Annotated in this window: 23 protein-coding genes; 1 reads left to right on the top strand and 22 read right to left on the bottom strand. The window is 38.0% G+C overall.

Annotated elements, in window-relative coordinates:
* Position 1: 1 nt before the first annotated feature.
* The 7 genes from yihA to rpsO form a co-directional block, all read right to left on the bottom strand.
* Positions 2–592, bottom strand: coding sequence for a ribosome biogenesis GTP-binding protein YihA/YsxC (gene yihA, locus QOS06_RS00385; protein ID WP_085678218.1), 591 nt, complete (start codon positions 590–592; stop codon positions 2–4).
* Positions 593–609: 17 nt separating this feature from the next.
* Positions 610–1,860, bottom strand: a complete 1,251-nt coding sequence (gene clpX, locus QOS06_RS00380) for an ATP-dependent Clp protease ATP-binding subunit ClpX (protein ID WP_085678213.1) — start codon at positions 1,858–1,860, stop codon at positions 610–612.
* Positions 1,861–2,037: 177 nt separating this feature from the next.
* On the bottom strand, positions 2,038–3,348 hold the full coding sequence (tig, locus tag QOS06_RS00375) for a trigger factor (protein ID WP_003666837.1): 1,311 nt from the start codon (positions 3,346–3,348) through the stop codon (positions 2,038–2,040).
* Positions 3,349–3,543: 195 nt separating this feature from the next.
* Positions 3,544–4,734, bottom strand: coding sequence for an elongation factor Tu (gene tuf, locus QOS06_RS00370; RefSeq protein WP_003666836.1), 1,191 nt, complete (start codon positions 4,732–4,734; stop codon positions 3,544–3,546).
* A gap of 178 nt (positions 4,735–4,912) precedes the next feature.
* Entirely contained in the window at positions 4,913–5,818 is a 906-nt protein-coding gene (locus QOS06_RS00365; RefSeq protein ID WP_003671195.1) for a hypothetical protein, read from the bottom strand.
* 116 nt (positions 5,819–5,934) lie between these two features.
* The gene (locus QOS06_RS00360) at positions 5,935–7,716 is read right to left on the bottom strand and encodes a ribonuclease J (RefSeq protein ID WP_085678205.1); all 1,782 of its coding nucleotides are present in this window, start codon (positions 7,714–7,716) and stop codon (positions 5,935–5,937) included.
* 180 nt (positions 7,717–7,896) lie between these two features.
* A complete protein-coding gene (gene rpsO, locus QOS06_RS00355; RefSeq protein ID WP_003666833.1) occupies positions 7,897–8,166 on the bottom strand; it encodes a 30S ribosomal protein S15 in 270 nt (89 codons plus the stop codon).
* A 261-nt stretch (positions 8,167–8,427) separates the two neighbouring features.
* On the opposite strand from rpsO, the gene rpsT reads away from it, so the two are divergent.
* Positions 8,428–8,682 carry a 30S ribosomal protein S20 gene (rpsT, locus tag QOS06_RS00350; RefSeq protein WP_003666832.1) on the top strand — a complete coding sequence of 85 codons (255 nt, stop codon included), beginning with the start codon at positions 8,428–8,430 and terminating at the stop codon, positions 8,680–8,682.
* A gap of 94 nt (positions 8,683–8,776) precedes the next feature.
* On the opposite strand, the gene holA is transcribed toward rpsT, so the two are convergent.
* The 15 genes from holA to QOS06_RS00275 form a co-directional block, all read right to left on the bottom strand.
* The gene (gene holA / locus QOS06_RS00345) at positions 8,777–9,808 is read right to left on the bottom strand and encodes a DNA polymerase III subunit delta (RefSeq protein WP_003671201.1); all 1,032 of its coding nucleotides are present in this window, start codon (positions 9,806–9,808) and stop codon (positions 8,777–8,779) included.
* Positions 9,778–11,889 (bottom strand): DNA internalization-related competence protein ComEC/Rec2, encoded by a 2,112-nt coding sequence (locus QOS06_RS00340; protein WP_078009825.1) that lies wholly within the window; start codon positions 11,887–11,889, stop codon positions 9,778–9,780. The genes holA and QOS06_RS00340 overlap by 31 nt, the downstream gene beginning before the upstream one ends.
* Positions 11,890–12,054: 165 nt before the next feature.
* The gene (locus QOS06_RS00335) at positions 12,055–12,540 is read right to left on the bottom strand and encodes a ComE operon protein 2 (protein WP_003666825.1); all 486 of its coding nucleotides are present in this window, start codon (positions 12,538–12,540) and stop codon (positions 12,055–12,057) included.
* A gap of 63 nt (positions 12,541–12,603) precedes the next feature.
* Positions 12,604–13,236 carry a helix-hairpin-helix domain-containing protein gene (locus tag QOS06_RS00330; RefSeq protein WP_003671206.1) on the bottom strand — a complete coding sequence of 211 codons (633 nt, stop codon included), beginning with the start codon at positions 13,234–13,236 and terminating at the stop codon, positions 12,604–12,606.
* Between the two features lie 93 nt (positions 13,237–13,329).
* The gene (locus QOS06_RS00325; RefSeq protein ID WP_003671208.1) at positions 13,330–14,382 is read right to left on the bottom strand and encodes a SepM family pheromone-processing serine protease; all 1,053 of its coding nucleotides are present in this window, start codon (positions 14,380–14,382) and stop codon (positions 13,330–13,332) included.
* Positions 14,366–14,887 carry a pantetheine-phosphate adenylyltransferase gene (gene coaD, locus QOS06_RS00320; RefSeq protein WP_003668252.1) on the bottom strand — a complete coding sequence of 174 codons (522 nt, stop codon included), beginning with the start codon at positions 14,885–14,887 and terminating at the stop codon, positions 14,366–14,368. Before coaD ends, QOS06_RS00325 begins: the two co-directional genes overlap by 17 nt.
* On the bottom strand, positions 14,887–15,450 hold the full coding sequence (rsmD, locus tag QOS06_RS00315; protein ID WP_085678194.1) for a 16S rRNA (guanine(966)-N(2))-methyltransferase RsmD: 564 nt from the start codon (positions 15,448–15,450) through the stop codon (positions 14,887–14,889). Before rsmD ends, coaD begins: the two co-directional genes overlap by 1 nt.
* Positions 15,447–15,731: a YlbG family protein gene (locus tag QOS06_RS00310; protein ID WP_003666818.1), complete on the bottom strand. Its 285-nt coding sequence runs from the start codon at positions 15,729–15,731 to the stop codon at positions 15,447–15,449. The genes rsmD and QOS06_RS00310 overlap by 4 nt, the downstream gene beginning before the upstream one ends.
* On the bottom strand, positions 15,724–16,947 hold the full coding sequence (locus tag QOS06_RS00305) for an FtsW/RodA/SpoVE family cell cycle protein (protein WP_085719464.1): 1,224 nt from the start codon (positions 16,945–16,947) through the stop codon (positions 15,724–15,726). The genes QOS06_RS00310 and QOS06_RS00305 overlap by 8 nt, the downstream gene beginning before the upstream one ends.
* A gap of 93 nt (positions 16,948–17,040) precedes the next feature.
* Complete coding sequence (gene typA, locus QOS06_RS00300) at positions 17,041–18,885, bottom strand: translational GTPase TypA (RefSeq protein ID WP_003668260.1); 1,845 nt, start codon at positions 18,883–18,885, stop codon at positions 17,041–17,043.
* Positions 18,886–18,991: 106 nt separating this feature from the next.
* Positions 18,992–19,765 carry an inositol monophosphatase family protein gene (locus tag QOS06_RS00295; RefSeq protein WP_085719463.1) on the bottom strand — a complete coding sequence of 258 codons (774 nt, stop codon included), beginning with the start codon at positions 19,763–19,765 and terminating at the stop codon, positions 18,992–18,994.
* The gene (locus QOS06_RS00290; protein ID WP_085678185.1) at positions 19,758–20,051 is read right to left on the bottom strand and encodes a UPF0223 family protein; all 294 of its coding nucleotides are present in this window, start codon (positions 20,049–20,051) and stop codon (positions 19,758–19,760) included. Before QOS06_RS00290 ends, QOS06_RS00295 begins: the two co-directional genes overlap by 8 nt.
* 152 nt (positions 20,052–20,203) lie before the next feature.
* Entirely contained in the window at positions 20,204–21,631 is a 1,428-nt protein-coding gene (gene lpdA / locus QOS06_RS00285) for a dihydrolipoyl dehydrogenase (RefSeq protein ID WP_283595272.1), read from the bottom strand.
* 3 nt (positions 21,632–21,634) lie between these two features.
* The gene (locus tag QOS06_RS00280; protein ID WP_085649562.1) at positions 21,635–22,969 is read right to left on the bottom strand and encodes a 2-oxo acid dehydrogenase subunit E2; all 1,335 of its coding nucleotides are present in this window, start codon (positions 22,967–22,969) and stop codon (positions 21,635–21,637) included.
* A 31-nt stretch (positions 22,970–23,000) separates the two neighbouring features.
* A complete protein-coding gene (locus QOS06_RS00275) occupies positions 23,001–23,978 on the bottom strand; it encodes an alpha-ketoacid dehydrogenase subunit beta (protein ID WP_271901424.1) in 978 nt (325 codons plus the stop codon).
* Between the last annotated feature and the right edge of the window lies 1 nt (position 23,979).

Genomic DNA, 23,979 nt, shown 5'->3' with positions numbered 1-23,979 from the left:
CTTAGTTCTTCCCCATTCGCTCTTCAATCCACTGCCAAACATCATCTTTACCCTTTTTCTCTGTAGCTGAAAATAGAATAATCGGTGTTGAACTCTCAACATCAAGGGTCTTTTTGATAAGGCTTAGTTGGCGATTCCATGCACTTCGTTTTACCTTATCAATCTTTGTCCCTACTATTAATGTTGGAATATTATAATATTGTAACCAATTGTACATATTTACATCATCAGAGGTGGGTTCATGCCGTGCATCAACTAATTGAATAACTCCGCGTAATTGTTCACGTTGGGTTAAGTATTGTTCGATCATTTTTCCAAATCGTTCTCGCTCTTTTTTCGAGACTTTGGCATACCCATATCCTGGAACATCGACAAAATATACCTTATCCTCAACGTCATAGAAATTTAACGTCTGGGTTTTACCTGGCTGACTAGACGTATGAGCAAAATTGCGCCGGTTGATTAAGACATTTGTCAACGATGACTTCCCAACATTTGAACGACCAACTAAAGCAATTTCTGGAATATTTGTTTTAGGATATTGTTCATCACTTACGGCACTGATTGTTAAATCTACATTGTGAACTTCCATTTGCTTACCTCATTTCATTAAGAAGCTTTTTCATCCTTTAAAACGTAACGAGGTTCTGTATGTTGCGTTACACATCGTTTATCAATAATTACCTTTTCTACATCTTTACGACTTGGCAAGTCAAACATTACATCCCGCATTACATCTTCAATAATCGAACGGAGACCACGAGCACCTGTATTTCGCTTGATTGCTAGTTGTGCCATTGCTCGTAATGCACCATCAGTAAAGGTCAACTTACTTCCATCAAGGCGAATTAACTCTTGATATTGCTTAACTAATGCATTCCTTGGCTCAGTAAGGATTCGAACAAGGTCATCTTCATCAAGTTTTTCAAGAGCAGTCATCACAGGTAATCGTCCAATAAATTCTGGAATCAAGCCAAACTTAAGAAGGTCTTCTGGGATAACATGTTGCAAAATATTTTTATCCGTAACCTCTTCAGCTTCTCGTGAGTCTGTTCCAAATCCAATTGTCTTATCACCGAGTCGTTCCTTAACAATTGTTTCGATTCCATCAAAGGCTCCCCCAACAATAAAGAGGATATTCTTTGTATCAACTTGGATAAATTCTTGCTGTGGATGCTTACGTCCTCCCTGAGGTGGTACATTAGCAATTGTTCCTTCAAGAATCTTTAAAAGAGCTTGTTGAACCCCTTCTCCAGAAACATCACGCGTAATTGATACATTTTCACTCTTCTTTGCGATTTTATCAATTTCATCAATGTAAATGATTCCTTTTTCAGCACGTTCTACATCAAAGTCAGCAGCCTGAAGTAATTTAAGGATAATATTTTCAACGTCTTCACCAACGTATCCAGCTTCAGTTAAAGTTGTAGCATCTGCAATTGCAAACGGAACATTTAGAATTCGCGCAAGTGATTGGGCAAGATAGGTTTTCCCAGAACCAGTTGGACCAATTACGGCAATGTTGCTCTTTTGAAGTTCTGTATCATTATTATCGCCACTCATCATTGCATTAACCCGCTTATAGTGGTTATAAACAGCAACTGCTAATGTTTTTTTAGCATCACCTTGACCGATTACATAGTCATCCAGTTCGTTAACAATCTCTCCTGGAGTTGGCACACGGAAAGCTTTTTTAGCTTCATCTTCTGCTAGTTCCTGATCAATAATTTGTTTACAAAGGTCAACACATTCGTTACAAATATAGACGCCAGGACCAGCAACAATTTTTTTCACTTCATCTTGGGACTTTCCACAAAATGAACAGTGAACTGAATCCATACCAGTGGTATCTTCAAACATAAATGAACCTCCTCTAAGACTTATTAAAACATAATAACAAAATTACTGTTTAATTTCGACTAAATTACTCAGTAAATTATTTTCTACTTTATCTTACTAATATTTGATTAAAATAGCGAGGCTGGAAGAAAACTACTGTTTTCTTCCAGCCTCATTGATTAGTAATTATTTAACAAATTACTTGTCAGACTTTTCGTCATCCTTAACTTGCTTTGCTGAATCAGCAACTAAGTCAACAGCCTTACGGATCTTAATATCATGCATTAACATGTCTTTAGATAATGCCTTCTTAACAGCATCTTCTTCCATACCGTATTGCTTTGCAAGGTCAGAAATTTCTTTAGCAATTTCTTCATCAGTAGCATCTAAGTTAGCATCGTCAACAATTGCTTCTAAGACAAGGTTAGTCTTTACACGTTGAGCAGCATCATTAGCAAATTGCTTCTTCAAATCTTCTTCCTTTGTACCAGTAATTTGGAAGTACATTTGAGGACTGATACCTTGTTGTTGCATTCCTGCTAAGTATTGTTGCATTTGACGGTTAGTGTCATCATCCAACATTGCTTGTGGAATATCTTGGATTTCTGCATTAGCAACAGCCTTATTGATAGCAGCATCTTCAATAGCAGCCTTAGCTTGGTTATCCTTTTCTTCTTGAAGTTGCTTCTTAGTCTTTTCCTTTAATTCAGCTAAAGTATCAACATCTTCGTCAACATCCTTAGCGAAATCATCGTCAAGTTCTGGTAATTGCTTTTCCTTGATTTCGTGAATCTTAACCTTGAAAAGTGCATCCTTGCCAGCAAGATTCTTAGCGTGGTAATCTTCTGGGAAGGTAACATTTACATCAACATCTTCATCAGCGTTGTGACCGATTAATTGATCTTCAAAACCTGGAATAAATGAGCCTGAACCTAATTCTAGTGAGTAGTTTTCAGCTGAACCGCCATCAAATTCTTCACCGTCAACGCTACCCTTGTAATCAATAACGACAGTGTCGCCCTTTTCGGCTGGCTTATCTTCTTTTAATACAAGTTCAGCTTGTTGTTGACGCTTAGTTTCAAGTGCATCATCAACATCAGCATCAGTAACAGTGGTGTCTTGAGCAGGAACTTCCATACCCTTGTATTCACCTAATTTAACTTCTGGCATAACGTCAACTTCAGCAGTTAATACCCATGGTTGACCCTTTTCCATGCTCTTAATATCAATCTTAGGTTGATCTACAGGTTGAATGTTAGTTTCCTTTACTGCTTCGTTATATGCATCAGGTAATACCTTGTTTAAGGCATCTTGATACAATGATTCTTCACCGTACATTTGGTTAAAGATTTGACGAGGGACACGACCCTTCCGGAAGCCCGGAACAGTGATCTTTTTACGAGTCTCAACGAAAGCTTCGTCAATTCCCTTGTTAATAGTGTCGACATCAATTTCAAATGTCAATGTACCTTTGCTGGCATCGCTATCGCGTTCCCATTTTGCTGACATTTTATTTCCTCCAATAACAAATCAATTTGACTAATTAATATTTATAACTAGTCTTTACATACTATATTAGTTTACCGTAGGAGACCAGTAATTGCAACTTATTGACGGCTGATCCCCAAGTTATTTTCAAATATTTTTGTTAAAGAAAAAAGACTTGGGTTTCCCCAAGCCTTTCAGCACATCTGTACTCAAGAATTAGTCTAAGATGTCGGATACAACACCGGCACCAACAGTGTGTCCACCTTCACGAATAGTGAACTTAAGACCCTTTTCAAGAGCAACTGGCTTTTGTAAGTTAACAGTGAATGTAACGTTATCACCAGGCATAACCATTTCTACACCATCTGGTAATTCGATAGTACCAGTAACATCAGTTGTGTGGAAGTAGAATTGTGGACGGTAGTTTGAGAAGAATGGAGTGTGACGTCCCCCTTCTTCCTTAGTCATAACGTAAACTTCACCCTTGAAGTTCTTGTGAGTTTGGATTGAACCTGGTTCAGCCAAAACTTGACCACGTTGGATTTGGTCGTGTGAAATACCACGAAGAAGTACACCAACGTTATCACCGGCTTCACCAAGATCAAGAGTCTTGTGGAACATTTCCAAACCAGTAACAGTTGACTTAAGAACGTCTTCAGTTAAACCAACGATTTCAACTTCGTCACCGACCTTAACAGTACCACGGTCAATACGACCAGAAGCAACAGTACCACGACCAGTGATAGTAAATACGTCTTCGACAGGCATCATGAATGGCTTGTCAGTAGGACGCTTTGGAGTTGGGATGTAGTCATCAATAACATCCATTAAGTGAAGGATAACTTTTTCTTGTTCTGGGTCACCTTCAAGTGCCTTAAGAGCAGATCCACGAACAACTGGAACATCGTCACCAGGGAAATCGTATTCGCTAAGTAAGTCACGAACTTCCATTTCAACTAAGTCAACTAATTCATCATCGTCAACTAAGTCAGTCTTGTTCAAGAATACAACGATGTATTGAACACCAACCTGACGAGCAAGAAGAATGTGTTCACGAGTTTGTGGCATAGGACCATCAGTAGCAGCAACAACAAGGATAGCACCATCCATTTGTGCAGCACCAGTGATCATGTTCTTAACGTAGTCAGCGTGTCCAGGGGCATCGATGTGTGCGTAGTGACGCTTTTCAGTTTCGTATTCAACGTGGGCAGTGTTGATAGTGATACCACGTTCCTTTTCTTCTGGAGCAGCATCGATATCAGCGTAATCTTCTGCCTTTGCTAAACCTTTGGCTGCCAATACCTTTGTAATAGCAGCAGTTAAAGTAGTCTTCCCGTGGTCAACGTGGCCAATAGTACCAATGTTAACGTGGGGTTTTGTACGTTCATAATGTTCTTTTTCAGCCATTAATGAAAACCTCCTGATAATTTACAAGTATAATGCCAGATCATCTAATTTGATGACTGACATACCTTTATACATATTGTACAACTTCTTTTCGCCAATTGAAAGCTTTAATCTTAGGCTCTGAAGAAGAATTCTTAAATATAATATCAACTATCTGTTCATTTGTAAATGTATTTGACTAATGTTTTTCTATTAATTCGTCAATCTGCTTACCTAGTCGTTCCTGCCACGTACTAGAAACTGTATTTGTTGCGACTTTCTTTCCTTCTATTCTAGCGATTAAAACATCTGTCCATTCATCAATATCTTTAATAATTTGATTAATTCGCGGATATAAGAACATTACCTGTAATTGAAATTCTTGAATTGCCAGCTTTTCTGTCTGCGGGTTTTGATTTCCACACTTTTCTGTAATTAATCTCTTACCTTCACTAACGACTGGCAATAAATTTAAAGGCTGAATATCAGCTGGCACAACTGTATATTCTTTCTTATCTAGCCAATAAACAGTAACCGGATCTGCAACTTGTAACTTACTAAGCAGCTCAACCAAACTAGACTTTACCAGTGGATGAGTGTAGGGATCACGAAGCAGGAATTTAGCGCCTGTAATAAATTCATTTAAAGGAAGTTTAAAAGCCGCCTGCAGCCTACTTTGCTGCTCTTCAAGGGAGTAATCTCCTAAATGATAAAAGTCTCGCAAACGTGTTTGTAATGTCTCCTGGTACTCTTGACGAGATTTTTCCTCCCCCATTGTAACAATTGTCAGCAAATCTTCCTGCCATTGCGAAAGACTACTAATCACCTGTCTTGCTAAAACAAATAATTCATTTTGACACAAAATTTTAATGGCAATTTGAGCATCTGCCAAGCTATCAAACATTACTTCTAAATACTCAAACAAGTAAGTACAAGCCCTGGTATATTGTTGAGAATGATACAGAGCGATTATCGTCAATCGACCGATTTCTGAATCATCAACCTCGTTTATAAGATCTTCCAGAATATTACTAGCTTCTTGCCATTTTTCTTCAGCAATTAATTTTTGAGCCTGGAGATATTGATCTTGTTGGGTTTCATTCATTTTTATCACCCTTTTTTATTTCATTACTTTATACAATTGTTCATAAAAGCAGTTGAGGCTGGGAGAAAAACGAAAGTTTTCTCCCAGCCTCCCTTCACATTACTTATATTAAACAGCTACTTTTTTTCTTTTGCCATTCGTTTTTTACCACGACTACGATGATGTTCTTTCGTTGAACGTGACTTCGCAGATTTCTCTTCTTTCTTCTCAACATTGTTTTTAATCTTCTTTTGATGTTGATTAATCTCCATAATAACTGGCAAAATAACTGGATGCCGTTTAGTTTGATCAAACAAGAATCGGTTTAATTTATCGCGAACATCTTGTTTCAAGTGACTCCAATCAAATTCCTTTTGATCTAGATTTTCTTGAACAATCTTTTCAACTAAGTCAGCACTCTGTTGCATTAGTTGACGGTTAGTCTTTACAAATACGAATCCTCGTGACGTAATTTGTGGTCGAGCAACGATCTTTTTCTTTTTCCGATCAATAGTTGCCACCACAACAAAAATCCCATCCTCTGACAGGACGCGCCGATCTCGTAAAACAATATTACCGATATCACCGACACCTGTTCCGTCAATCATAGTATTACTTACATCAATATGTTCTCCAACATGGAATTTACCATTTTTGTAAGTCAGAACATCACCCTTATTAACGAGGAAGATATTTTCTTTTGGAACTCCTACTTCTTCTGCTAATTCCGCATGACGATCTAACAGACGGTATTCACCTTGAATTGGAATGAAGAACTTGGGTTTCATGAAATTCAACATTAATTGTTCATCATTTTGGTTAGCATGTCCAGAAGGATTCAAATCATCAGAAATAAATTTAACCTCTGCTCCCGTACGATAAATCATATCTTTTGTCTTTTGTACCTCAGTCTCCTGCGCATAAGAAGGAGTAGTAGTAACAAAGACAAGATCGGTACTCGTTAATTGTAAATTAGGATTATCGCCGTTTGCAATTTGCTGTAATGACTTAATCGGTTCACCCATTTTACCAGTTTCTAAAATAACAACTTGGTTTGGTTCGAGTTTTTCTGCTTCCTTGCGACTAATAAATAAGTCATCTGGTAAGTGTAACTTTCCCAAAGACATTGCTGTATCAATAATTTGTTCAATGTCTTTTCCAGATAAAACAATCTTCCGGCCAACGGCTACAGCAGCATTGATAATCTGCTGTACACGCATAATATTTGAAGCTACACTAGCAACAATAATCCGACCGTTTTGATATTTAAAAGTTTCTTTAATATAGTCTCCAATATCTTGTTCACGAGCAGACGCACCCGTAATTCCGGCCCCAGCAGAATCACTTAAAAGTGCTAATACACCTTGTGATCCAATTTCCGCTAAACGAGCAAGGTCTGTTTGATAACCCTTTTTAGCTGTCTGATCGAATTTAAAATCACCAGTGTAAACAATATTTCCTGCTTTAGTTTCTAAAACAACCCCTAAAGTTTCAGGAATAGTATGGGTCGTCTGGAAGAATGAAACTGTAACATCATTAAAATCAATTGCTGTTGACGCATCAACAACATGAAAATCATTAAACTTCTTAACTTCCTTATGGTTTTTAACTGCCAGCTTTGCTAAGGCAATCGTCATCTCGCTTCCAAATACCGGAACATTAAAGTCCATCAAGAAATACGGGAGTGCTCCAATTGAATCTGCATGTCCGTGTGTTAAGAATACCCCGACTATCTTGTTCTTATGTTCACGAAGATATTCCCAGTCAGGAATGACAACATCAATTCCCATTAATTCATTCTCAGGATACTTTAACCCCGTATCCAAAATGAAAATTTGGTCTTCAATCTCAACGGCGTACATATTTTTACCATTTTCGCGTACACCACCAAAAGGAATAATTTTAATATTATTATCCATTGATTTGGCTCCTTTAATATTTAGTTTTGAACCCCTTATCGATTACAATATGTAGCGATAAGAATTTTATATCGTTCATTATAGTTATAAATATCTTACCACAATCAGTGAAAATAATGGAGTAAAAACAAAAAACACCTTGCCTCCAAGTAGAAGGCAAAGTGCTTTGATAATAAAATATTACCGACGTAAACCTAACTTTTGGATAAGTTCACGGTAAGCAGGTAAATCAGTCCGACGTAAGTAAGCTAATAAGTTACGACGGTGACCAATCTTCTTCATTAAACCACGTTGTGAATGATAATCGTGCTTGTGTGTACGAAGGTGATCGTTCAATTCGTTGATGTCAGCAGTTAAAACAGCAACTTGAACTTGAGTAGAACCAGTATCTCCTTCGTGAGTTGCGAATTCCTTAATAATTTGATCTTTACGTTCTTTTGAAATAGCCATGCTATTTTCCCACCTTTCAATATTAATGCGCCTAAGATCTAAGTATAACGTCGGTGAGGATCGTTAAACTGAGAAGAGGCAATTAATTACTTGTTTGAAGTAACCTATACAAATATACATAAAATTTACTAATGTTGCAACTATTTCTATGAAATTTTGACTTGATCGTCGTTAGCTATTGCATTGCTCGCTAGTCTTTTGTATAATGACAAATGTTGAAAATTCTGGTCAACTGAAAATCGGGTAACGGAGGTGAAACTCATGCCAATTATCAAATCAGCAATTGAACGTGTTCGTACTAGTGAAAAAGCTGAAGCACGTAACGCTTCACAATTAAGCCAAATGCGGACTGCTATTAAGAAGTTCGATAAGGCAAAGCTTGCTGGCGCAGATAACCTTGACGACTTATACAAGGCTGCTATCTCAGCAATTGACCGTGCCCACTCTAAGGGCCTTATCAAGGCTAACAAGGCTGCACGTGACAAGTCACGTCTCTCAGCACGTTACGCTAAGTAATAAAAAAGCAACTATTAAGTTAGTTGCTTTTTTATTTTTAACTTTTCGCAAAAAGAGGATAAGAAAACAAATTTTCTTATCCTCTTTTTGTATCTCATGCTCCTTTGCTCTGCTGAGAATACTGTAACATAAATAACTGAAACAAAAGTGAAGGATCGCGTTGTGTCGTTTTTAACGATTGTTCAATACGAATTAATCCCAAATAGGCGTTTTCTAACGCCTGCATTGAGAAATCACGCGCAGTTTTTAATCCCAATTTAATCCGATAAGGATGGACATTAAGCTGACTCGCTAGACTCCCTTGCGTAAGGCCGCGTTTACTTAATACTTTTATTTGAATCAACAGCCGAAACTGCCCTACTAGCACTGCATTAATCCTTAACGGCGGTTGCTGGCCCGCTAATAGCTGTTGATAGAGATCTAAGGCCTTTATTTGATTATGCTTAAGAACCGCAGTGACTAAATCAAATACATTTTCATCTAATGATTGCGGAACTAGAGCGGCTACCATGTTTTGATCAATCTTTTTTTCATGGTAAGCCAAAATCTTTAATTTAGTTAAGCTTGCATCCATCATCCCATAATCCGCATTAGTCCGTTGAACCAACTCATCCAAAGCAGCTTCTGATATTTCAAAACCAGCAGTTGATAATTGAGTTCTCACTCTTTGACGAGCTGCTCGTTCATCAAGTGGACTAGCATCAACTAAAACTGCTGTCTTCTTTAATTGCTTTACAATCCCTTTTCGTCCATCAAGCTTTTCATAAGGGGCCGCAAAAACTAAAATTGTAGACGGTTCAGGGTGTTCAAGATACTTTTTTAAGCTATCCAAATCATGTTCAACTTTCGAATGTCTTTTCTCACCAGTTAAGAAGAACGGTTTATTGATAATAACTAATCGTCGTTCACCAAAAAATGGAGTCGCCATCGCATCATCCAAAGCAACTGCCAATGGTGTGGCTTCCATATCATATCGACCAACATTCATAACCTGTTCATTCTCTGGAATAAGGCTTATAAAGGCATCAATTGCCTGCTGTTGAAGGACCTGTTGTTTCCCTAAAATTAAATATACCATTGCTGGGGTTTTAGTTTTTAATTGTGTAGATAATTGGGCAATGTCCAACTTGTCTCATCTCCCCTCAATGTTGTTTTTATTTTTCCATTTCGACCATGGTATACATATTGTATCATTCCAAATTGCTGCGTTGATAAGTAATTAATATTTAATCTTTGAAAATTTTTTATTGTTATTTCATCAGGATGGCGATACCTATTAAATCGTCCAGCTGAAATTATCGCATACTTAGGAGCAACTGTCTGCAAAAATAAATAACTACTAGCAGTTTTACTGCCATGATGACCAGCTTTTAAGATATCTGACTTTAGTTGCGGATACTTTTGAATAACTTTTTCTTCATTTTCCTGGTCCAAATCCCCAGTAAAAAGGAATCTTTTCCCACCAAATTTCCCAGCTAACACTAAAGAATCTTCATTTTTCCCTTCACCCGGAACAAAGGGATGTAGAATTTGCAATGGAAATGATGACAACTTAACATTATCAGTCACCGGAATTATCATTGGCGATGACTTTTCAGCAGTCCTTACTTTATTAAGAAGTGCTGGTTGTCTTTCCATCCCCGCTGGGACAATCAGTCTTTTCACTGCTATATTATCCAAAATCGTTGTTAAATAGCCGATATGATCTGCATCATGGTGAGTTAAACAAATATTATCAATTTGCCTGATGCCTTTACTTTTCAAATAATTAATGGTTATTCGTTGGGCATCATCTTGAGAATGCTTTGAAGTCGCCCAATCCGGCTTTTTAAAATTTAATTTGCCTCCTGTATCAATCATTGTTACCCGTCGATTAAAAGGTTCTCTAATAATTATCGAGTCCCCCTGTCCAATATCAACAAAGGTAACTTCGCCATTAAGTGGAAAATGAATTATCCCTCCAGTAATTACATACAATAAGGCTAATATCTTCCATGATTTTAAAGATGTCTCTTGAGAAATAACAAATAAAGATGCCGCAAATAATAGAAGGGCCAAAATTAACGGTGGCTTCCCAAAATGAATCATTCCTGGAAAATCAGATAACCAATTTAAAATATATTGAAAACATTTTAAACCAGCATTAATTAGATACGCGAGTGGTTCAAAAAGCTTAAAACTAAGTGCCCCAACCAAGACCGCTGGAAAAACAACTGTCGAAAATAGCGGAATTATTAAATAACTAACCCCAAAACTCAGAAGATGAACCTCATATACATAACTCAATAACGAAGGCAAACTAATTAAATTCAATAATAAAGACTGCTTAAAACCACGTACTGATTCTGGAAGAACTTGAAGAATAAAAGAAAGCAAATAGCTTAATTGACCGCCTAATGTAAGCAATAGCAACGGATCAATAACTAATCCAATTAATAAGCTCAGTGCCCATCCATCAAGACTGTCCAAATTTAAATATCGATGAAGAAGACCAAGCTCAGCCATAATGGTTGCTCTTATCAAGCTTGTTGCTCCACCACCAACGAGAAGATAAAACGGTAAAATGATAATTAAAAATAAATCAATTGATTCTTTACGCCACCATAAATGAACTAACAGCCGCCGTAATAAATCAGTGAAAAGCACGATATGCATTCCTGAAATGCAAAAAAGATGAAGCAGACCAAGCCTTTTAATACTTACCATTAATTCAGCCGAATCCTCATTACTGCTACCAATTATTAATTGTTGGCAATACGTACTAAGAGGAGGCGGTAAAGTTTCAAAGTAGAGGCTGATTCGCTTTCTTAATGTATGACACCAGCCAACTATTCCTCTTTTTTGCCTAACCATTTGCTCTACCCGGTTAATTTGAACTTGATTACAGATCCGGCGATGGTGATTATAAGTTAAATTATCAAATTGATTTTCATTTGTACGGGGAATAATCGGTTTTAATTGCCCATTAATAAGCCATATCGAGGGTGTTGTAAGCTTATCAATATTTTTTAGCATCTGGGGTGACTTAAACGACATCATTATTGCTTCACGTTGTCCAGTTTGAATGTCGATTGCAGTTCCTGTCATAAAATTTCCATTGAATTTTAATTCATCAGGGTAAACTAATATTTTTTGAGTAACTTCCATTTGCTTATTCGCCGTAATAGTTGTCCAATTTTTTTGTAAACTGTAACATAAAATCGCCATCAATAAACATATCAGCACTCCAACTCCAAGTACTATTGGCCTTTTTAATACGGCAATTCGGTAAAATATAGCAATTAAAAGAAAAATTAACCAATATGAACTAAAGAAACTAACCGCTACTAAACTTGCAATTAGCGCAGGAAAAAACCAAAAGTGTTGAATAATCTATTTTTGATCTGGGTTGATATACTGGTCCAGATCGACCTCTTCTAAAATATCACTATCTAATTTAATCTGATGAAGCGCAACATTTTTTAGTTTAAGTAATTTCATTGCATAATCATCATTGTGATAATTACGAATATAATTTATCTCCTTAATTCCAGTCTGCAATAAACTTTTGGTACATTGTAAACAAGGAAAATCTGTTACATAAATACTTGCCCCATCAGCAGAAATACCAAACTTAGCACACTGTAAAAGAGCATTCATTTCTGCATGAATAGTTCGTACACAATGTCCATCACGTAAATAGCAGCCTTCATCAATACAATGTGCATCGCCAGCAACTGATCCATTGTACCCACCGGCAATTATTCGCTTATCACGAACTAAAACTGCACCTACTGAAAGGCGGTTGCAGGTACTTCGCGACGCCAATAAAGCTGCTTGAATCATAAAATACTGGTCCCAATCAATTCTCGGTTTCATATTATTTCACTCCTCTATATTTGAAATATAGTATAGCAAATATCTTCATCAAAAAAATAAAAACTAGATAGATAGGTGATCTTTTAGTTTAGCAACAGTTTTTTCGCCAAAACCATTTATTTCTTTAAGTTCGTCAATACTCTTAAATTGACCGTGTTCTTGTCGATATTGCAATATTAAATCGGCTTTTTTATCGCCAATCCCTGTAATTTGACATAGTTGTTCTTTGGTAGCCGTGTTTAGATTTATCTTTGCAGAACTATCGCTGCCATTTTCATTATTAGCTGCTGATGGTTCTGTACTGCTGGAAACTATTGGCGTTTCGCCTTGAAGAGGAATATAGATCATCTGCTGGTCTGTTAATTGTTTAGCAAGATTTACTTGGCGCAAGTCTGCATTGGGTAGTGGTCCACCTGCCGCTTTCAAGGCTTCGTTCACACGATCATCTGCTTTCAATTCATAAACTCCGGGCATTTTTACGGCACCCTTTATATCAATTGCAACGGTCCCTTTCATCGTAGTGGTAGAAGTTAAACTACTTCCTGTTTCGCTACTTGTTAAAACAGCATTAGTATTTGAAATTAAAGCATCGTTATTATTTTTATTAAGTATCCAATATCCCCCAACTACTGCAGCAATCACTATCATCAGCACTTGTACTCGATATTTTATCCATAATTCTGATAATTGCTGCATGTTTCTCACCTCCCTATAAATATAAATACGAAAAAAAATAAATTTTGCATTAAAAAAAGCAAGAGACCTTCATTTTGCCTCTTGCTTTTCAATTTACTTATGCGTTTGTAAATATTTCACTGCTTCGTCAAAGGAAGTGACAGGGACAACCTTCATTCCTGGTGCATATTTCTTAGCTGCTTTTTTAGCCATTTGATAATTAGTCAGATGACCTTCTTCATACTTAAGAATCTCTTTCGTTGGTTTTATATAAGGGGCAAAGAAAATAGTGGCTCCCGCACGGTGCGCAGCGATTACTTTCTTGTCAATTCCACCAATTTCTCCAACGGTCCCGTCTGAATTTATTGTTCCAGTTCCAGCGATTTTACGTCCCCGTTGCAAATCTTTTCCACTAATTTGTTGATATATTTGCAAACTGAACATTAAGCCACCAGATGGCCCGCCATATTGACCAGCATCAACCTTTACTGGAACCTTAGTCTTAACTTGCATATTGTTAGTAAGAATGATCCCAATTCCTGGCTTATTAGTATTGGTAATTTTAACAAGCGGATGGGTGACAGTTTTAGTTTTCCCATCTCGAGTATAAGTAACCACTAACGGAGTGCCAACTTTTTTAGCACCAATATATTTTTGAAAGCCTTGAGCGGTATTAAAGTGATGACCATCTACTTTTGTAATTGTGTCCCCAACATGAATATCATGTTTAAATTTAGAATTAGGCTGAACTTGCAATACATAAATTCCTAGATAGCGTCGCGTTACTTTTTGGTGAGCGGCATTATAAGCAACTGCAATTGCCTCGTTAATCGAGCTATCCATATAAAATTTTTGGACACGGTCATACGTTGCACTATTTTGACCACCAGTTACATCTTCCGCACTCTCAATTGACATATAGGGCATCATTTTGGCATATAAATATGTTGCAGGATGGGCACGTTGAATCGCCACCGACGTCAACATAAAACTTCCCTTATATCGATCGGGGTGTCCCTTTATTTTAACAAAAGACTGTAAATCAGCAGCTGTTCCCGGACTTTCAATATAAGAATTTAGGGGCCAGAACAAAAAGCAGCCTAGTAAAAGGACAAGCCCTAAAATAATTCCTATCCGTCGCAATATTACATTATCTTGCTTTTTCATTGTCTTTCTTAACCCGTAACATTTCTCGTTCCATTAAACGCTTTTTTAGTGCTTCGTTAATATTAGCGGGAAGGTAAGCTGAGATATCTCCCCCAGCCGATGTTACTTCTTTTAGCAAACTACTAGATAAGTGCTGATATTCAGGCTTAGCAAGGAAAAAGACGGTCTCACACTGATCATCTAAAAAGTTATTCATCGCCGCAATATCACGTTCATATTGAAAATCAGTAGTATTACGCAAACCACGCATTAAGTAATCTGCACCAATGCGGTTCATTAGATCAACAGTTAAGCCTTCCGTTGTAATAACCGAAACATTATCTAGCCCACTAACAGCCTCTTTAATTTGCGCTACTCGTTCTTCAACAGTAAACAGCGGGTTTTTACTTTCATTAGTCATTACCGCCACTGCCAATTGATCAAACAACGCACTTCCTCGCTTAATTAAATCTAAATGTCCAAGTGTTAATGGGTCAAATGATCCAGGAAAAACTGCAACTTTCATTATTTTGATTCTCCTTTATATTGATAAATTGTTAAAACCGTAATTCCATATTCTTGACGACGAATAAAGTTAAACTCAGCTAAATCTGTCGGCAGTTTCGCATTCTGATCTGTTTCTGCCACAATTATTGCGTCTTTAGCTAGCAAATTATTTTTAACCATCTGCTCCATATCATTAACAATTTGCTGTTTAGCATAGGGCGGATCTAAAAAGACCAGGTTAAATTTCAATTTGTCTTTTGCAAACAAATTCAACGCTTTGTGAGCGTCCATTTTATAAACTTTAAATTGTTCAACATGTTTTGTAACGTCAATATTCTTCTTAATTGTTTTGATTGCTTGATATTGACGATCAACTAAGACTGCCTGACTGATTCCGCGCGATACAGCTTCAATACTTAATCCACCGCTTCCGGCAAACAAATCTAGACTGGTTCCGCCATTAAAGTAAGGACCGATTATATTAAATAATGCTTCTTTAACTTTATCAGTTGTTGGACGAGTTGCCATTCCCGGAACAGCACTTAGCTTTCGTCCCCCGAAGTCTCCTGCAACAATTCTCATTTTTTATCATCCTCATCATGTAATTGATAGACCCCTGTTAATTCAAGATCAGCTAACGTCGGGTCTAAATCTGGCCGAGCTGATAATTCAACCTTTTTCACTGCGCGTAATCGACTTATCTTCTCTTTTATTTTTTCGACATCACTTTGGTCTACATACATTACCACATAATGCATTCGTCGGGAAATATAATCAATCTGACCATAATGACGAAGAGCTCGAATCACACGATTATTGTTAATGTAAATTATTAGGGAACGCCGTGGAATTAATTTAAACATTCTTTACGCCTCCTGTTTCAGGAATAAATGGTTTCCCCATAACCAAGCGATCCCGATTTTGCTGCATACTAATATTCATTATAATGCCTACCGTTGCAGAAAGAATCAACATACTTGATCCCCCATAACTAATAAATGGGAAGGTAACCCCCGTAATCGGCAAGAGTCCTAGAACTCCACCAATATTAAAGAGTGTTTCAATCGTAAAGAATGTTGCTGAGCCATAACAGATGAGCGTTTGATACAAACTATCTGCCCGCACCCCAACTTGAATAATACGACAGATCAAAAAGAGTAAAGTAACTAAAATTGCCGTTACCCCGACTAGACCCAATTCTTCACTAGTAATTGACATAATAAAGTCGGTATTGGGCTCTGGCAAATATCCCATTTTTTGAATACTATTTCCAAGTCCAACCCCAAATACACCACCATTGCTGATTGCATAATAGGAATTAACTAATTGATTTCCTGAACCACTAGCATTTCCAAAGGGATTTAGAAAGGCAACAAAACGCGCAACTTGGTATCCACCGCCTTGAAGCAAACCACTTTCAACTAGTCGTTCCAATCCAAGGTAGCCAAGCGCTGGTAAGACAAGAATTATTTCCAAACCAACGCCCCATTTATAATCCGCCGCTAAAAGCATGATTGCAATAATCGCTCCGTTAATCGCCATTCCTCCAATATCTGGTTGAATCATAATCAACCCGAGAAAAACTGCAATTATGAGCCAAGGACCTTTAGCATCAGTGGTAAAATGTTGTCCACGTTGCCTAATTTTAGCCATTCGATCAGCTAAATATAAGATAAAATATAGCTTACAAATTTCCACCGGTTGAATATTAAAGAAGCCCAAGGATATCCAACCTTTAGCTCCGTTAACAGCCCGGCTAAAAACCAAAACAATGACAAGTAAAGCACCAACTACCAATGTTGAATCTCGTAAAAACCTTGGCGTTCGATAATGCCGCAAAGGATAATTTGCCATAAATGCCATTACCGCAACTCCCATTACAACATAGATTGTTTGTTTTACTAAATATCCTAATGGGGTTCCACCATTTTGCATTTCAATGGAAGCACTAGCTGAATAGACCATTACAATTCCTACTAAACATAAAGCAAGGTAAGGAACTAAAATATAATAATCAAGGTAGCGGACGTTATTCCATACAGAACGAATCTTACGGAATCTTAATTTCTTTTTCTTCACAAAGTGCACCTACCTAAAAACAAAATACAATCATTATTATACAACAAAAAAAAGCTCGGAAAGCTAGTTAGCCTCCCAAGCTTTTTTAAATATTTACTTCCGTGAAGCAGCACGACGACGCTTAGCTTCCTTTTCACGGGCATTTGTGTTAAGGGTCTTCTTCCGTAAACGGATATTTTCTGGAGTTACTTCACAGTATTCATCTTCATTTAAGAATTCGAGTGATTCTTCAAGGGAGAAGTGAGTAGGGGTCTTAATGTGAGCCATTTCATCAGAACCAGCAGCACGAACGTTCGTTAAGTTCTTACCCTTGGTGATGTTAACAGTAATATCATTTTCACGACTGTTTTCACCAACGATCATACCTTCGTAAACTTCCGTACCTGGATCAATTAATAATTGACCACGACTTTCGATACCCATCATTGCGTAAGTAGTAGCCTTACCAGCATTCATGGACACAAGAGTACCCTTTTGACGACCAGGGTTCCAGTTCTTGATAACTGGTGCGTATTTTTCAAAGGTATGGCTCATGATTCCGTAACCACGGGTCATAGTCATAAATTCAGTTGAGTATCCAATCAAGCCACGTGATGGTGCTAAGAAGATAAGACGAGTTTGACCATTTTCGCCTGGTTCCATGTTCTTCATTTCACCTTTACGTTTAGAAAGGCTATCAATAACTGCACCAGTATATTCATCTGGAGTATCGATTTGAACTTCTTCAAATGGTTCACTCATTACTCCATCAATTTCACGGTAAATAACTTGTGGACGTGATACAGATAACTCATATCCTTCACGACGTAATGTTTCGATCAAGATAGAAAGGTGTAATTCCCCACGACCAGAAACAGTCCATGCACCTGGATCATCAGTATCTTCAACCTTTAAGGACACATCAGTTTGCATTTCACGCTTCAAACGATCTTCAAGCTGACGGGCAGTAACAAATTTACCTTCACGACCAGCGAATGGAGAATCGTTAGTCCGGAAAGTCATTTGTAATGTAGGTGGATCAATCCGTAATGGAGTAATTGCTTCGGGATGTTCTGCATCAGCTACAGTTTCACCAACATTGATGTCTTCCATCCCAGAAACCGCAATCAAATCACCAGCTTCAGCTTCATTAATTTCCAACCGCTTCAAACCGAAGAAACCAAAAAGCTTAGTAACCCGGAAATTCTTCTTTGAGCCATCAAGTTTCATTAAGGTAACATTATCGCCGACCTTAATCTTACCACGGAAGACACGACCGATACCGATTCGACCAACGAAGTCATTGTAATCTAAGATAGCAACTTGGAATTGAAGTGGTTCATCAGAATTGTCTACTGGAGCAGGGATTGTCTTGATAATAGTATCAAACAATGGCTTCATGGTGTGTTCTTGAGTAGAAACATCTGAATCATAACTTGAAGTACCGTTCATTGCTGAAGTGTAAACAACTGGGAAGTCGAGTTGATCTTCATCTGCACCTAATTCGATAAAGAGGTCAAGAACTTCATCCACAACTTCTTCAGGACGAGCACCTTTACGGTCAACCTTGTTAATCACAACAATTGGTGTTAAGTGTTGTTCAAGGGCCTTCTTAAGGACGAACCGTGTCTGAGGCATTGTCCCTTCGAAAGCATCCACAACAAGTAATACACCATCAACCATCTTCATAACACGTTCAACTTCACCACCGAAGTCCGCGTGTCCTGGTGTATCCAAGATGTTAATTTGGTGATTATCATATTTAACAGCAGTATTTTTTGAAAGAATAGTAATACCACGTTCACGCTCAATAGCGTTAGTATCCATCGCACGATCTTCAATTGAGAAGTGTTCTGGTAAAGTATCTGATTGCTTCAACATTTCGTTAACTAAGGTAGTCTTACCGTGGTCAACGTGGGCAATAATCGCAATGTTACGAATGTCGTCACGAGTTTTCAAAACTTGATTCTCCCTTTCGTCATATCATTTTTAAGTCGAACAGCAGCGGCCTATCAATCGCCAATTTCATAAAAAAACTGTGACATCGCGGTCACAGCCTCGACAACTAATTGATGATCTGTCGAATATCTCGACTAACCTGCCTCGTTGCTACTAATACAAGATTAGATGATAACACATTAATAGAACTACCGTCAATTGATTTCACAACTAAGTCTAATTCTTCTGCTAACATTCGCCCAGCAGCAAGGTCCCATGGCTTCAAATTAGAGATATATCCACCTAATTGACCAGTGATCACACCAATCACCTCAATGCCCGCACTTCCATACATCCGTAAGCCTATTGCGTCTTGAGCGATTTTCTTTAATGCTGAATCACCACTTAAAGTTAATGTCCGATTCATCGCTAACAAACTCTCTCGCAAGCCTAAGTCAGCTGGCTGGCCAATTTTTTGGTTGTTAACATAAACACCAGCACCCTTTCGACCATGGTAAAGACGATTATTAATTACATCTAAAATATAGCCAAGCATCGGTTGACCGTCAACATACAATGCTAACATAACAGCAAAATTATTATGCTGCTTAACAAAATTCATTGTTCCATCAATCGGATCAACAATCCAAACATGTCCTTGCATATTGCTTATTTGTTTGTCGCCAAATCCTTCTTCACTTAAAATTTGACTATCAGGATCAATTTTTCGTAGTTGATCATTTATTAATTGTTCATTTTCCCGGTCAATTGTCGTTACAAGGTCAGTATAATTCGTCTTTGTATCAATCTGGTAATCATTTTCCATTTTCTGGTATGCATTTTGACCTGCTTGACGAATTATTTGTTGTGCTTTTTGATCTAACTCTTCAATACTAATCATTTTTTTGCCTAACCATCTTAATTCGCTTATCTGTTGACTCTTGTGCTGCTTTGACAACACGGTAGAGAACATAACCCGAATTCTTTTCAAATTCGCGACCCAATTGTTTCTCTTCAGCCTTTGAGGGAACGACTTGCTTAAAGGCACGATAACAATCTAAAATTTTATCTCTATCAATCGCAACTTCATAAGCATCTTCAACCGCCCTAAACATGGCAATTACCGTTTCCATCTCTTTAGTTGTCCATGATAGATCAAGGGGATAACTATAGTTATGTGAATTCATTTTTTTGTCCCTCCAATCATTTTCTACTTGTATTATACAATCCAAACGGAAATTTAGGAATAAAAGGCCTAAAAGAATCCAAACAGAAAAAGTTCTTAGTGATTTCAAAATCGAGTCATCCATCACTAAGAACTTTTCTAACTTATTAAAATTTAAATATGTGTTGGGAAGCCAAGCGCAATATCTGCAGCTTCTTGAACAGGTTCATTCAATGTTGGGTGTGGGTGAATTGTTAAAGCAACATCTTCAACATTCATACCACAGTTGACAATCAATGAAAGTTCACCAGCAAGGTCACTAACACCAGGACCGACACCTTGAGCACCAATAACATTTTTCTTATCTTTAGTGTAGATTAAGCGAATAAATCCTTCGGCAGCATCAAGAGAAACAGCACGGGCATTACCGGCAAATGGGAATTGAGCAGTAGATACATCAATTCCTTTATCTTTAGCTTCTTCAACCGTCATACCAACTTGAGCTAATTCTGGATCAGCAAAACAAACCATTGGTACTCCAACCCAATCGTTAGCAGTATTCTTACCAGCAATGGCACCAGCGGCAGTCTTAGCTTCAAAGAATGCCTTGTGAGCAAGTGCAGGACCAGGAACAATATCTCCAATAGCCCAAATACCAGGTACATTCGTCCGGCCTTGTTCATCAACAATTACTTGATGACGGTCGTTTAACTTAACATTTGTCATATCAAGCCCAAAATCATCAGTATTTGGTTTACGACCAACAGATACCATGCAGTAGTCTGCTTTAATGCTCTTTTCCCTACCATCAACTTCATAAGTGACAGTAACGCTATTTTCATCTTGCTGAGAATCTTTAGCCATTGCCTTAGTTACAATGTCTACGCCCTTCTTTTCAAGATTCTTGACAACAATATCAACCATATCGTGGTCAAATCCACCAAGAATTGAATCAGTACCTTCAATAATCGTTACATGAGCACCAAGATCAGCATAGGCACCAGCTAATTCTGTACCAATGTAGCCCCCACCAATTACAACTAATTCTTCTGGTACTTCCTTAAGGTTTAAGCCACCGGTTGAATCAATAACACGACCTTCAAACTTAAAATGAGGAATTTCTACTGGACGACTTCCTGTTGCAAGAATTAAATTCTTCCACGTGATAGTACGACCATTATCATTATCCATGAATTGCTTTGGACCAGGCTTGATTACACGAAGTTGGTGGTCATTATCAAGAATTGCCTCTCCATCAATGATTTCAACTTTATGCTTCTTCAAAAGCATCTTAACTCCACGAATCATACGGTCGACAACTTTATGGTCCTTCCATTCTTGAGTCTTAGTAAAGTCTAGCTTTGCATCGGTTTTAGAAATACCATAAATAGATGAGTCTAAAGTTTCTTGGTAACGGTGGCCAGCAGCAATTAATGCTTTAGATGGTACACATCCAACATTTAAACAAACACCACCTAAACCTGGTTCTCCCTTATCAATTAAGGTAACCTTTTGACCTAATTCTGAAGCTCGAATAGCGGCTACATAACCACCAGGACCTCCACCAACAATTACTGTATCCTTTTGTTCAACATCAGCCATTATCTAGCCCTCCATCATCAATAATTCTGGATCATGTAATAACTTGTTCATGTAGTTCAATGCATGTTGTGCAAGTCCACCATCAATTAAACGGTGATCGTAAGTCAATGATAACTTCATCATTCGACCAACAACAATTTCACCATCTTCGTTAACGTATGGTTCCTTGTCAATTCGACCAACACCAAGAATGGCAACATCTGGTTGGTTGATAACAGGGGTGAACCAGCCACCGCCAATTGAACCAATATTACTGATACTGATAGTCCGACCAGCCATTGATTCCGGACTTAGCTTGTTATCAAAGGCTGCCTGAGTATTTTCAGTAATTTCTTTTGCGATCTCAAACATGCTCTTAGAATCTGCATTCTTAATATTTGGATTATAGAGACCGTGGTCAGTGTTTGTAAGGATCCCAACATTATAGTAGTGCTTGTAAACAATTTCTTGAGTAGAATCATCAATTGAAGCATTTAATTCTGGGAACTTCTTGCATGTGGCAACTAAAGCCTTAATAATGTATGGCAAGAAAGTCAAGTGAATATCTTGTTCTGCAGCAACTGCCTTGTACTTCTTGCGACTAGCCATTAGAGCAGATACTTCAACTTCATCAAATGATGTAACATGTGGCGAGATATCCTTTGATTCACGAGTAGTCTTAGCGATAATCTTCCGCATATTAGACATTGGTTCACGTTCTTCAAGGTCGGTATTCCATGGCTTGATTGTATTACCAGCGGTCTTAGCTGCAACTGGAGCAGTCTTAGCTGACATAGCTGCACTCTTTTCTTCCTTAGCTGGAGCAGCTGACCCATTAAAGTTATCAATATCTTCTTTAAGAACTTGACCGTGGTTACCACTTGGTTGAACAAGTGAAATATCAACACCCTTATCACGGGCATATTGACGAACAGAAGGCATTGCCATTACAAGCTTGTTTGGTTCTGCAAGTGGAGCTACTCCACCCTTTGGAGAATTATCTTCTGAAGGAGAATCTGCAGCTGGAGCCGTGGATTTTTCACTTTCAGTAGCTTCTTCACTGCCTGTATCAGTTTCATCATCGTCGTCTTCGCTTTCGACGTTTGTACTAATACCAGGCTTACCATCATCAATTTCAGCGAGCTTGTCGCCCTTTTCAACGTGGTCGTCTTCTTTTACAAATAATTTTTTGACAGTTCCATCAACTGGGGATACCAATTGAGTAGTCGATTTATCAGTTTGAATTTCAATTAAAGGATCATCAGCTTTAATTGCTTCTCCTTCTTTAACGAGCCAAGAAGCAACATCACCTTCAGTTAATCCTTCTCCCATTTCTGGTAGTCTAAAAATGTATGCCATATCGTATTAACACCCTTTCTATTCCGCACTTTTAGTAATTAATTACTTCTCGTACGGCATCCTCAATATCACGTGCACCTGGAAGCCAAACATTTTCAGCTTGTGGGAATGGATATACTGAGTTAGGAGCAGCAACCCGGGTAACAGGAGCATCAAGATACATAATTGCACCTTCTGAAATAGCTGATGCAACTTGGGCACCAACACCAGCCATCTTTTGCGCTTCTTGAACAATGACTACTCTGTGCGTCTTCTTAATTGATTCAAAGATCGTGTCAGTATCAAGTGGGTAAAGAGAACGTAAGTCGATAATCTCAGCAGAAATATTGTCCTTAGCTAATTTCTTAGCGGCTTTTTGTGCTTCTGATACTTCACCACCATAAGCGATAATTGTAACATCAGTACCTTCTTGAACAACATTTGCTTTATCCAACGGAACAGTATACTTGTCATCAGGAACTTCACCTTTGACTGAACGATAGAGACGAAGGTTTTCAAGAAAAAGAACTGGATCGTTATTTTCAATTGCAGAAATAATTAATCCCTTAGCATCATAGGCAGAACTTGGTGCAACAACCCGTAATCCTGGAATACCAACGAAGAAGTTTTCAAGATCATCCCCGTGTAGTTCAGCAGTATGAGTACCACCACCATAAGGAGTCCGAATAGTAATTGGTGCATGCTTAGTCCCATTGTATTGGAAACGTATCCGTGACATTTGAGCAGCGATAGAATCCAATGCTTCAAAAGTAAAGCCCATGAATTGAATTTCTGGTACTGGACGCCAGCCAGTTACTGCTAAACCAATTGACATTCCTAAAATACCTGATTCGGCAAGAGGGGTACTAAATACTCGATCAACACCGTATTTTTCTTGAAGCCCATTAGTCGCACGGAAAACACCACCGTTTTTACCAACATCTTCACCGAATACTAAAGTCTTAGGATCTTCGGCTAAAGCGATGTCAATACCTTCAGTAATAGCTTTGATATAAGTCTTTTTAGCCATG

It is taken from the genome of Limosilactobacillus sp. DJ3M12, from assembly GCF_947381695.1.
Taxonomy (GTDB): Bacteria; Bacillota; Bacilli; order Lactobacillales; family Lactobacillaceae; genus Limosilactobacillus; species Limosilactobacillus kinnaridis.
This window is presented reverse-complemented; position numbering and strand designations above follow the sequence as displayed.

What these genes read in the sequence shown, in the direction of transcription:
- yihA (WP_085678218.1), bottom strand. Translation starts at nt 592, where the DNA reads ATGGAAGTTCACAATGTAGATTTAACAATCAGTGCCGTAAGTGATGAA.
- clpX (WP_085678213.1), bottom strand. Translation starts at nt 1,860, where the DNA reads ATGTTTGAAGATACCACTGGTATGGATTCAGTTCACTGTTCATTTTGT.
- tig (WP_003666837.1), bottom strand. Translation starts at nt 3,348, where the DNA reads ATGTCAGCAAAATGGGAACGCGATAGCGATGCCAGCAAAGGTACATTG.
- tuf (WP_003666836.1), bottom strand. Translation starts at nt 4,734, where the DNA reads ATGGCTGAAAAAGAACATTATGAACGTACAAAACCCCACGTTAACATT.
- QOS06_RS00365 (WP_003671195.1), bottom strand. Translation starts at nt 5,818, where the DNA reads ATGAATGAAACCCAACAAGATCAATATCTCCAGGCTCAAAAATTAATT.
- QOS06_RS00360 (WP_085678205.1), bottom strand. Translation starts at nt 7,716, where the DNA reads ATGGATAATAATATTAAAATTATTCCTTTTGGTGGTGTACGCGAAAAT.
- rpsO (WP_003666833.1), bottom strand. Translation starts at nt 8,166, where the DNA reads ATGGCTATTTCAAAAGAACGTAAAGATCAAATTATTAAGGAATTCGCA.
- rpsT (WP_003666832.1), top strand. Translation starts at nt 8,428, where the DNA reads ATGCCAATTATCAAATCAGCAATTGAACGTGTTCGTACTAGTGAAAAA.
- QOS06_RS00340 (WP_078009825.1), bottom strand. Translation starts at nt 11,889, where the DNA reads ATGGCGATTTTATGTTACAGTTTACAAAAAAATTGGACAACTATTACG.
- QOS06_RS00335 (WP_003666825.1), bottom strand. Translation starts at nt 12,540, where the DNA reads ATGAAACCGAGAATTGATTGGGACCAGTATTTTATGATTCAAGCAGCT.
- QOS06_RS00330 (WP_003671206.1), bottom strand. Translation starts at nt 13,236, where the DNA reads ATGCAGCAATTATCAGAATTATGGATAAAATATCGAGTACAAGTGCTG.
- QOS06_RS00325 (WP_003671208.1), bottom strand. Translation starts at nt 14,382, where the DNA reads ATGAAAAAGCAAGATAATGTAATATTGCGACGGATAGGAATTATTTTA.
- coaD (WP_003668252.1), bottom strand. Translation starts at nt 14,887, where the DNA reads ATGAAAGTTGCAGTTTTTCCTGGATCATTTGACCCATTAACACTTGGA.
- rsmD (WP_085678194.1), bottom strand. Translation starts at nt 15,450, where the DNA reads ATGAGAATTGTTGCAGGAGACTTCGGGGGACGAAAGCTAAGTGCTGTT.
- QOS06_RS00310 (WP_003666818.1), bottom strand. Translation starts at nt 15,731, where the DNA reads ATGTTTAAATTAATTCCACGGCGTTCCCTAATAATTTACATTAACAAT.
- QOS06_RS00295 (WP_085719463.1), bottom strand. Translation starts at nt 19,765, where the DNA reads ATGATTAGTATTGAAGAGTTAGATCAAAAAGCACAACAAATAATTCGT.
- QOS06_RS00290 (WP_085678185.1), bottom strand. Translation starts at nt 20,051, where the DNA reads ATGAATTCACATAACTATAGTTATCCCCTTGATCTATCATGGACAACT.
- lpdA (WP_283595272.1), bottom strand. Translation starts at nt 21,631, where the DNA reads ATGGCTGATGTTGAACAAAAGGATACAGTAATTGTTGGTGGAGGTCCT.
- QOS06_RS00280 (WP_085649562.1), bottom strand. Translation starts at nt 22,969, where the DNA reads ATGGCATACATTTTTAGACTACCAGAAATGGGAGAAGGATTAACTGAA.
- QOS06_RS00275 (WP_271901424.1), bottom strand. Translation starts at nt 23,978, where the DNA reads ATGGCTAAAAAGACTTATATCAAAGCTATTACTGAAGGTATTGACATC.